This window comes from Rhodococcus sp. PSi06, from assembly GCF_054960675.1.
On the sequence record NZ_JBHNYO010000040.1, the window covers coordinates 1 to 241 of the forward strand.

The window sequence follows — 241 nt, forward strand, 5'->3', positions numbered from 1 at the left end:
CTCGGCGTCGAGGGGCCAGGTGCGGGGGACGTCGGGGTGGCCGTCGTACCAGGAGACGAAGTCGGCGGCGCCGTAGCTGCCGTCGAGGTCGATGCCGGGGATGTTCAGTGCGCGGTCGGCGTTGGCTCCGGTGGAGAAGATGACGGCGTCGTAGAAGCGGCGTAGGTCGTCGAGGTCGATGTCGGTGCCGTAGTCGATGTTGCCGAGTAGGCGTACCTGGGGCTTGTCGAGGACTTTGTGG

General features: G+C 67.2%; 1 pseudogene. It reads right to left on the reverse strand.

Annotated features, from left to right (window positions below):
* Positions 1–241: pseudogene (locus ACFI9K_RS24935) on the reverse strand (pyridine nucleotide-disulfide oxidoreductase); the annotation flags it as partial.